This is a genomic window from Rhodococcus marinonascens NBRC 14363, assembly GCF_001894885.1.
Lineage (GTDB): Bacteria > Actinomycetota > Actinomycetes > Mycobacteriales > Mycobacteriaceae > Rhodococcus_F > Rhodococcus_F marinonascens.
In genome coordinates this window covers 1-865 of the sequence record NZ_BCXB01000142.1, presented here as the reverse complement: position 1 = coordinate 865, position 865 = coordinate 1, and the positions used below count along the sequence as shown (strand labels likewise).

Annotated in this window: 1 protein-coding gene; it reads right to left on the bottom strand. The window is 65.3% G+C overall.

Features of this window, described 5'->3' with window-relative positions; genetic code table 11:
• A partial coding sequence (locus RM2_RS23245) for an AMP-binding protein (RefSeq protein ID WP_139277947.1) occupies positions 1-865 on the bottom strand: 865 nt, incomplete at both ends.

Here is an 865-nt window from a genome sequence, read left to right as displayed (position 1 = left end):
TCCCGGGGCACCGATCGGAAGGGCCAGCACGTCTTGATCGTCTACTCGGTACGACGTCACAGTAACCGCGGACTCGGTCGGTCCGTACGTGTGCACCAGGAGTGCGTCCGACTTCGCCTCGAAACGCGCAGCCATCTCCACCGGCAGTTCTTCGCCGCCGGCATGCATCAACCGCAGCGAAGCGGGGATCCGCACCTCGGGGTCCGCCAGCAGCGCCCCCAGCATCGAGGGCACGAAATGCACCACCGTGACACCGGTGTCCTGCATCAACGACAGCAAATACTCCGGATCACGATGCCCGTCCGGCCGGGCGATGACCAACCGGGCACCGACCGCCAACGGGAGGAACAACTCCCGCACCGACACGTCGAACGTGATCGGCGCCTTCTGCACCACCACATCGGAGTCGGTGATGTCGCATTCGGAGGCCATCCAGAACAGGAAGTTGACGATCGCGCGGTGACCGACCGCCACCCCCTTCGGGCGTCCCGTCGACCCCGACGTGAAAATCACATACGCCGTGTTCTCCGACCGGACGGGCAGGAGGAGTTCGGACTCCACGATGGGCGCAGCTGAGAACCCGGACAGATCCACCATATCGATGTTCACCACCCGATGCCCGGACACGGCCACACCATCGCGCGAGGTGGACAACACACACACCGGTGCCGCGGTATCGAGCACATACTCGTTGCGCTCGGCAGGCTGGTCCGGATCGATCGGCACATACCCGCCGCCCGCCCGGAGCACCGCATAAATTCCGACCAGCAGATCCAGCGACCGGCGCATCCCGACCGCCACCAACGACTCCGGGCCCACACCCGCATCGATCAGATACCGGGCCAACCGGTTCACCCGCGCATCG